7 protein-coding genes and 2 tRNA genes are annotated in these 7,417 nt (G+C 57.9%); 3 read left to right on the top strand and 6 right to left on the bottom strand.

Features of this window, described 5'->3' with window-relative positions:
* Positions 1-222 precede the first annotated feature (222 nt).
* A tRNA-His gene (locus NW819_RS12300) sits at positions 223-295 on the bottom strand.
* A gap of 68 nt (positions 296-363) precedes the next feature.
* Between NW819_RS12300 and NW819_RS12295 the strand changes: the two genes are divergently transcribed.
* Positions 364-1,164, top strand: coding sequence for a photosystem II S4 domain protein (locus NW819_RS12295; RefSeq protein WP_414413916.1), 801 nt, complete (start codon positions 364-366; stop codon positions 1,162-1,164).
* A gap of 49 nt (positions 1,165-1,213) precedes the next feature.
* Here NW819_RS12295 and NW819_RS12290 read toward each other — a convergent pair whose 3' ends face one another.
* The 4 genes from NW819_RS12290 to yidC form a co-directional block, all read right to left on the bottom strand.
* The gene (locus NW819_RS12290; protein WP_414413915.1) at positions 1,214-2,125 is read right to left on the bottom strand and encodes a homogentisate phytyltransferase; all 912 of its coding nucleotides are present in this window, start codon (positions 2,123-2,125) and stop codon (positions 1,214-1,216) included.
* 8 nt (positions 2,126-2,133) lie between these two features.
* Positions 2,134-2,622, bottom strand: coding sequence for a YceD family protein (locus tag NW819_RS12285; protein WP_414413914.1), 489 nt, complete (start codon positions 2,620-2,622; stop codon positions 2,134-2,136).
* 89 nt (positions 2,623-2,711) lie between these two features.
* On the bottom strand, positions 2,712-3,323 hold the full coding sequence (locus tag NW819_RS12280) for a protein jag (protein ID WP_414413913.1): 612 nt from the start codon (positions 3,321-3,323) through the stop codon (positions 2,712-2,714).
* Between the two features lie 70 nt (positions 3,324-3,393).
* Positions 3,394-4,584, bottom strand: a complete 1,191-nt coding sequence (gene yidC, locus NW819_RS12275; RefSeq protein WP_414413912.1) for a membrane protein insertase YidC — start codon at positions 4,582-4,584, stop codon at positions 3,394-3,396.
* 224 nt (positions 4,585-4,808) lie between these two features.
* On the opposite strand from yidC, the gene NW819_RS12270 reads away from it, so the two are divergent.
* Together NW819_RS12270 and NW819_RS12265 are read left to right on the top strand one after the other, a co-directional pair.
* Positions 4,809-4,880 (top strand) — tRNA-Asn (locus NW819_RS12270).
* Positions 4,881-5,163: 283 nt separating this feature from the next.
* The gene (locus NW819_RS12265) at positions 5,164-5,682 is read left to right on the top strand and encodes an inorganic diphosphatase (protein ID WP_414331173.1); all 519 of its coding nucleotides are present in this window, start codon (positions 5,164-5,166) and stop codon (positions 5,680-5,682) included.
* Positions 5,683-5,688: 6 nt separating this feature from the next.
* Here NW819_RS12265 and NW819_RS12260 read toward each other — a convergent pair whose 3' ends face one another.
* Positions 5,689-7,305 (bottom strand): B12-binding domain-containing radical SAM protein, encoded by a 1,617-nt coding sequence (locus NW819_RS12260; RefSeq protein WP_414413911.1) that lies wholly within the window; start codon positions 7,303-7,305, stop codon positions 5,689-5,691.
* Between the last annotated feature and the right edge of the window lie 112 nt (positions 7,306-7,417).

Below are 7,417 nucleotides of genomic sequence, written 5' to 3'. Positions count from 1 at the left end.
GGAGCAATAATGCAGGGGGCCAGAAGCTCACCCTAACCTGAAACGACCCTAACCGAGCTTGTTTTGAGGGGGAGAGGCAGGTGCTCCAGATCACCTTGACGAATACCTTCACGATTTTTGCGTCCAGATAGGGTGTTGTCTGTTTTCGTTTGTCAGGGTCTAGATAGATGGACTGGCCTCTGCAGCCCTTGCCCTGACTGGATTTTCGCGATTTCCCTCAAGGGCGGACGATGGGACTCGAACCCACGAATGGAGGATCCACAATCCTCTGCCTTAACCGCTTGGCTACGCCCGCCGCGATTCCGGCTATCTAGCTTAGCATGGGAAAAACGGGACTGAACCACAGAGGTCGAAGCACCCCAAATGCTACCCAGAGCCGATTTGTTGCAAGGGGCAGAGTATCGAGAAACCTTGGCACGGGTCTTGGATTTGGGAGAGCAAGCCCTCAAGACCTGGCAAGTGGTCTGGAGCGACTTCCTTTCCCCACCCGAAATAGCGGAGGTGCAAGCTCGGCTGCGCAACTTGACCGAACTACAAGTGTGGGCCTGGGGAGGGTACCCCCAAGCAGAACGCCAACGCATAGCCCTGGCCCGCTCTGAGGTGGGTCTGGATGTCCGGGATCCCAAGCCCGACCCAGAAGGGATCCCATTGGCCGCCATTCAGATTCAGGGCAACTTTCTGTTCGACCCGGCCACCCACCGCGATTTTCTGGGAGCCCTTTTGGGAGCCGGCATCGCCCGCGAGAAAGTGGGAGACATCCTTGTGTTGGGAGACTCAGGCGCCCAGGCCATCGTTGTGCCCGAAATGGTGGACTACCTCACCCTAAACCTGACTCAGGTGCGCACAGTGCCTGTCAAAGTGAGCCGGATCCTCCTGAGCCAGTTGAACATTCAGCCCCCCCGCGTCAAATCCATCACCAGCGTGGAAGCCTCTTTGCGCCTGGATGCGGTAGCCTCAGCCGGGTTTGGCATCTCCCGCAGCAAGATGGTGGAAGAAATCCAACGGGGGGAAGTGCGGGTCAACTGGAAGCCCATTACCCAAGCCAGCTACACCGTTGGCCCTCAGGATTGGATTGCCATTCGCGGTCGTGGTCGGCTGCAAATTGAAGAGGTAGCCGAAACAAAAAAAGGCCGCTTTCGGGTGCAAATGAGGCGGTATCTCTAGATTTTTTCCTGTCTGAGTTTGGGGAGATCGTTACCTCCAGGAAAATGCTCTAGAAAAAAGAGAAAAAGGCCCAAGGGTAAAGCAAATACTCCAAGTAAAACAACTTCCAGATCAGTTGATAATAGCCAACGATCGCATCTCGGCGGTTGAGATCCAGATGAACACCATAGCCCAAGAGGATCCCCAGCCCCAACACATGGCCCACCAACAGCCAGAGGCCGTTGCCCGCAAGGAGAAAAGAGATCCCCACCCCGATAAATCCCAGATAGCACAAGGCCAAAATGCCGATACAAAACCTTGAGATCCGCTCTGGCCCAAAGCGCAGCGAGAAGGTGGCAATGGCAAACTGGCGATCCCCTTCCATGTCGGGAATATCTTTGAAAAGGGCGATCACCAGCCCAAAAATCGACATAAACCCCGTCAGCCAAACAATCGCAGCCGAAAGCTCGACCCTTCCCTGCATCACCTGCTGAAAATGGCTGTAAAGGCCCAAATTGACGATCAAGCCGCGCACGCTGTAGATGCAAGCCGAGGCTGCCAGCGGAAAACGCTTCAACCGCAAGGGGGGCAGCGAATAGGCCGTGCCGATCCCATTGCTCAAAAGCACCGTCAGCAGCAGGTAGGGGATCCCAGCCATGGCCAGCAGGACGGACGCCACCCCACAACCCACGACGATCCCCACCCCCTGTCGCCAACCCAGGGATCCAGCAGCTAAGGGCAAATGGGGCTTGTTGATGCGGTCGATTTCAATATCCGTCAGTTGATTCAAGCCGACGATGTAGACATTGGCCGCCAGACAGGCCGCCCAAGCCCAGACCAACTGGGGCAGCGCCGAGAGAACCGGTTGCAGGGATCCAGCAGCCACGAACCCCGCCAACAGGTAGAGGCCCACCATGCTGGCGCTGGTGCCGTAGACGGTGTGGGGTCGAGCAAAACGCCAGAGAACTTGTGGGCGCAACATTCAACAAGCTAGGGAGAGTCTTCCAGGAGAGAAGCTAGAGCTGCCCAGCGGGGATCCACCTCCGGTGCGGGAGATTCCACCGCAATACCCGGACAGTCGGGACGGCAGGGCAACTGGCGGGGCATCTCCAAATGCAGGTGCTGGTACATCCAGTCTTCGACATCCAGCTCACCATGGGGGGGCAGGCTTTCCAGCAGATCTTCTTCGTCTTGCAATTCCAGCTCCAAGGGGAGAGGTTCGGGATCCCGAATCAAAATGATCTCCTCAACTTCCAGGTGCAGCCGGTGGTTAAACTGCTGGAGGCAGCGGTGACAGGTGAGGGTGACAATGGTACGGGCCTCAGCACTCACCTCAAGAAAGTGGCCCCGATGGCTGACTTCCAGGGATCCCTCCACAGGGGTCAAACTCTCAAAGCCCGAAAAAAACTGCCTAAACTGCAATTCTTGGGTTTGACCGGGCATCTGCCGCAGATCCGATAGACGAATTGGCCTCAGCATGGCACCCCCCTTCACGCGTTTTGGGTAGCAGGGATCCCTGTCGTCACCGTAGCAAGAGGGCCAACTTGTTCCCAGCCCTCTGCCCACTCTCAAGATGGGGAAGCTGCCCGACGGATAACCAAGCGCCGGTCAGGCTCTTTGCCACGGCTAAAGGTTTCCAGATCGGCATAGGCAGGGTCATTCAAGAGAGTATGAATTTGCCGACGCTCGGCAGCCGAGAGATCGGGAAACTCGTATTCCCGGCCAGTGGCCCTCACCTTTTCCACAGCAGCGGCAACCAAAACCTTCAGCTCCTGCAAACGCCGCTGCCGATAGCCGTCCAAATCCAAAATGTAGGGCTGCTGCTGGTCTTCCGGCTGGTTCAGGTTGAGAAGGGTGTTGGCCAGGTACTGCAACGCATCCAGCACCACGGGGGAGCGATCCTCCTCTTGAGGGGAATCTCTGGAAGATGGAGAGGGCAAGGGGGGGGCTTTCGCCAACAGCAGCCGCTTCTGAGCTGGGGTCAAAGAGTCTGCCTCAATTTCCAGCACCTCCCCCACCACCCGCACCGCCGCTGGGATCCCCATAGCCGCCAGCACCTGCTGTAACCACTGCCTGGCTCGCTCTTGATTGGCCGCAAAGGTGGACTTGTTTGGCGAAGGGGCAACGGTTCCCTCAGATTTCTTAGCAGCAGATCCCGTAGAAGACTTAGGACGGCTCATCCTGGGCAGCTTCCAACTTTGAAGAGGTATCAACACTCCACCACAAGTCCACCCCAACAGCGAGGATCCCCTAGGGCTCAAAGGGCAAGGATTCCCGTCCCTCCTTGGCTGCTCTGGGCTTGGTCGATTTTTCCACTTCCTTGGCCTCCACCGTGATCGCCTGGGCAGCCCGACGGCGCTCCTCTTCCACCAATTGCTGTAAGTTCTCTGGCAACGGCTCCCGCGAGAGCAGGAAAGTCTGCACCGTTTGGAAGATATTAGAGACAAGGATGTAGAGCAAAACCCCTGCCGGCAGAGGGAAGAACAGGAACATCGCCGAGAACAGCACAGGGGTGATGCGAGCCATGGAACTTTGGCTGGGATCCTCTTTGCCGGTATCCTGTCCGGCATTGGTTAGGTACTGGTTCAGGTAAATGGACACCCCAAAGATGACGATCATGGCGATGATATCCCAGTGGATGGTGCCATCTTCGTCGAAGGCCCCCACACGGCCCAACTTGTCGATGAACAGAAAGCCGGTGTCAGAGGCCAAACCGGGAATAGACACCTGCACGGTCACATCCCCCGGCTGCAGAGCCAGCAAGGTGCCATCCGGCTTGATCTGGGCACGATCTTCCCCTTTGGTGATCTTCCAGGTGGGCTGTAACAGACTGGGATCCCCGCCCGCTTCGGCCACCAACTGCTCAAAAGGTTTGCCCCCCGGCCCTTGAAGCAAAAATTGCACCTCTTCCCCGACGGCAATCTTGGTGCCTTTGGGTTCCACCAGCACCACCAGCTTGTGAAGAGAGTCGGTGACAAAAATGTTCTTGCTGGGGCTGACGTAGGGGGCGGGCACCACCTCAGCCGCCACTTCCGCCGGCAGGATCTGCAAGTTGACATCGTAGGTCACCGCTGCAAAGGGGGATCCCCGCAGGGTGGCAAACAGGGCAAACAGCACCGGCATTTGAATGAGCAGTGGCAGGCAGCCCCCCAAGGGATTGGCCCCCAGCTCGCTGTAAAGCTTGGCCTGGGCTTCCCGAAGCTTCTGCGGGTCGTCTCGGTATTTCTCCTGGAGTTCTCGCATCCGCCGCTGCATCACCGGGCTGATTACCTTCATGCGTCGCATGTTGCGGATGGATCCCACATTGAGCGGGTAGAGGGCAAAGCGGATCACCAACGTCAGGAAGATGATGGCCAGTCCGTAGCTGGGCACGATCCCGTAGAAAAAATCCAGGATCGGCAGCATGACGTTGTTGGAGAGAAATCCGACTCCGAAGTCCATGAGGGGCGCTGGCAAATGTCCGTAACCATTGTAATGGCTTCCGTTCGGTTGACGAGGGCGTTTTCAGGGTTTGTCCCCTGGATCCGTCAGATAGACCTGAGAAAGGCGAGCAATTGAGCAAAATCAAGCCCGCTCCACTGAACAGGGATCCCAAGGCCAAACCAGAACCCCTCATCGGCAGTTGCCTAGCAGTCCTTTTTTCCCCTATGATGAGAAACGCTTGATCCTCGGTAGCTCAGCGGTAGAGCGGTCGGCTGTTAACCGATTGGTCGCAAGTTCGAATCTTGCCCGGGGAGTATGTCTGAGCCAATCAAGGAAGCCGGATCCGGAACCCTATCCTTCCAGGCGGCTCTGGGCCTGCTGAGGGAAAGGGGGAGAGAAAACCCAGTCTCCCATCTCGTCGAGGAAGATGCGACGCTAAGCCAGACGTGGAGAAAATAATGTGAAGCAATATGAAGGCGGCTAAGGGTTTCGTCCCGCCTGTTCCCGGCAAGTGTCAAGAGTCTCTGTCCTTTGGGGCAAGGAGTATGTCAAAATACACTCTGGCTGTCTATTCCCAATCCGAGGGTGCTTGCTGTGATCGACCTGTCGCGGATCCCTGCCCAACCCAAGCCCGGCCTGCTCAACCTCTTGATTGAGATTCCCGGCGGCAGCAAAAACAAGTATGAGTTCGACAAAGACATGGGAGCAATGGCGCTGGATCGGGTGCTCTACTCCTCGGTGCAGTACCCTTACGACTACGGCTTTGTGCCCAATACGCTGGCCGGGGATGGGGATCCCTTGGATGGCTTGGTGATCATGGATCAGCCCACCTTCCCAGGGTGTGTGGTCACGGTGCGCCCCTTGGGCATGTTGCAGATGATCGATGGCGGGGATCCGGATGAGAAGCTGCTGTGTGTGCCTGCCAAGGATCCCCGCTATGCTGCAGTGACCAAGCTGGAAGACATCGCCCAGCACCGCCTGGATGAGATCGCGGAGTTTTTCGCCACCTACAAGCGCCTGGAAAAGAAAGAAACCCAGATCTTGGGCTGGAAAGGCTTGGCCGAAACCGAGGCGGTCATTGCCAGCAGCATTGCGGCCTGCAAACAACCCCAATAGACATCTCTAAGGGATGCGAACAGAAAGAGCTTCCTGGCGATGTTGCAACAGTCGCTCCAGGGTGAGGGGCCCTTCGATGTGTTGCCAAGGCAAGGGATCCCCTGGATCCCAGTGGCTGTGCACGTAGTAGTCTAGGGGCGGCAGTTGCCCTTTAAGCTCTTTGAAAGCCCGCCGGTAGCTCCCCAAAGATTCCCCAAAGTCCCGCGCCAACTGCAAGACCTTTCCCACCCGCCGATCCCCTCGCGAGATGAGGGCCTGGATCACGGACCAGCTATAGCTTTCCGGGCGCAACTCCACCCCCAAGGGACGCAGGTGTTTCTGGAAAAACTGCAGTTTTTTCTCGGCTTGGGGATCCACTCCGTGCCACTGAAAAGGGGTGTGGGCTTTGGGCACAAAGGTGCTGCAACCCAGCGTCAGGCGCAGGCCGGGAGCCGCTTTTTTGAGCTCTTGGAAAAGGGCTACTGTGGCCTCCAGATCTGCCTGGGTTTCCGCCGGGATCCCTACCATGCCGTAGAACTTAATGCCCTTCAGACCTCCAGCCTGGGCGTGGGCTGCTGCTGCCAAGATTTCCGGGTTGCTTAACTTCTTGTTGATGATCTGGCGCAGTTGTTCTGAGCCACTTTCGATGGCCACCGTAATGGACTGGCTGCCCCGGCGGGAGAGTACCTGCGCCAGACGTGGGGTTACGGTAGCGGTGCGCACCGAGGCCAAACTGAGACGCACCTGCTCGAAGCGATCCTGGGCCAAGTGCTCCAGCAACTGCTCGAATTGCGGGTGTTGGGTTACCGAAGCCCCCAGCAACCCAATCCGCTGAGTGACCTGCAGCCCCCGCTCTACCGCCGGGATCAAATGCCCCTCCACATCCGCCACCCGGAAAGGCAGGGTGAGATAGCTGGCCAGGCAAAACCGACACATCTCCGGGCAGCTGCGCACCACCTCCACCATGTAGATGCTCTCCCAGGCCGCTTTGGGGGTGACTACTGTGGAAACCGAGAGGGTGTTGCCGCGGAAGGTGTGTTTGCGGATGGAGCTGGGGATCCCGGCCACTTTGGGGAGCACCTTCTCCACCGGGCCGTCGGGCTCCCGGTATTGGGGTTCATACAAGCCGGGCACATAGATCCCTGGCACCTGCGCTAGCGCCTGCAATTTCTCAGCCCGGGATCCCTGGCGCACCTGCCGATAGATCTCAATCATCTTCTCCAGAAGACCTTCCCCATCCCCCAACAAGATCAGGTCAAAAAACTCGGCAAAGGGCTCAGGGTTGGCTGTCAGTACCGGGCCGCCGCCAAAGACCAAGGGGTGGGCTTCTTCCCGCTCCTCAGATCTGGGAGGGATCCCGTGCCGTTCCAGCAGAGCCAGGATATGGACATAATCCAGCTCCCAGGATAGGGAAAAGCCGAACAGCTCCGGCTCCCGGGGCAGGGGCTCAGCCAAGTCTGTAAAGAGGCGGGAGACGGCCACATCCCGGCGGCTGGCCAGCAGACTCCAGATGACTTGATAGCCCAGGCTGGTGATCCCCACTGCGTAGGTGTTGGGGAAGGCGTAGATTACCCGCACTGCGTCGGGGTCAGGCGTGGCCGGGGCGAAGAGCAACTGCTCCAGGGCAAACTCTGAACTAGCCAAGGGATCCCGCTGTGTTGGATTGAGGTTTGGGTTCTGGCTCGGAAGAGTTTTGATTTGCCTGCCGAACTTTTTTGGCTCCTGCATGCTAACAAAAGCTAGCATCTTTCACCAA

The organism is Synechococcus sp. R8-2, assembly GCF_047461715.1.
Classification (GTDB): Bacteria; Cyanobacteriota; Cyanobacteriia; order Thermostichales; family Thermostichaceae; genus Thermostichus.
Note: the sequence above shows the minus strand (reverse complement) of the source record. Positions and strands in the feature narration are given on the sequence as shown.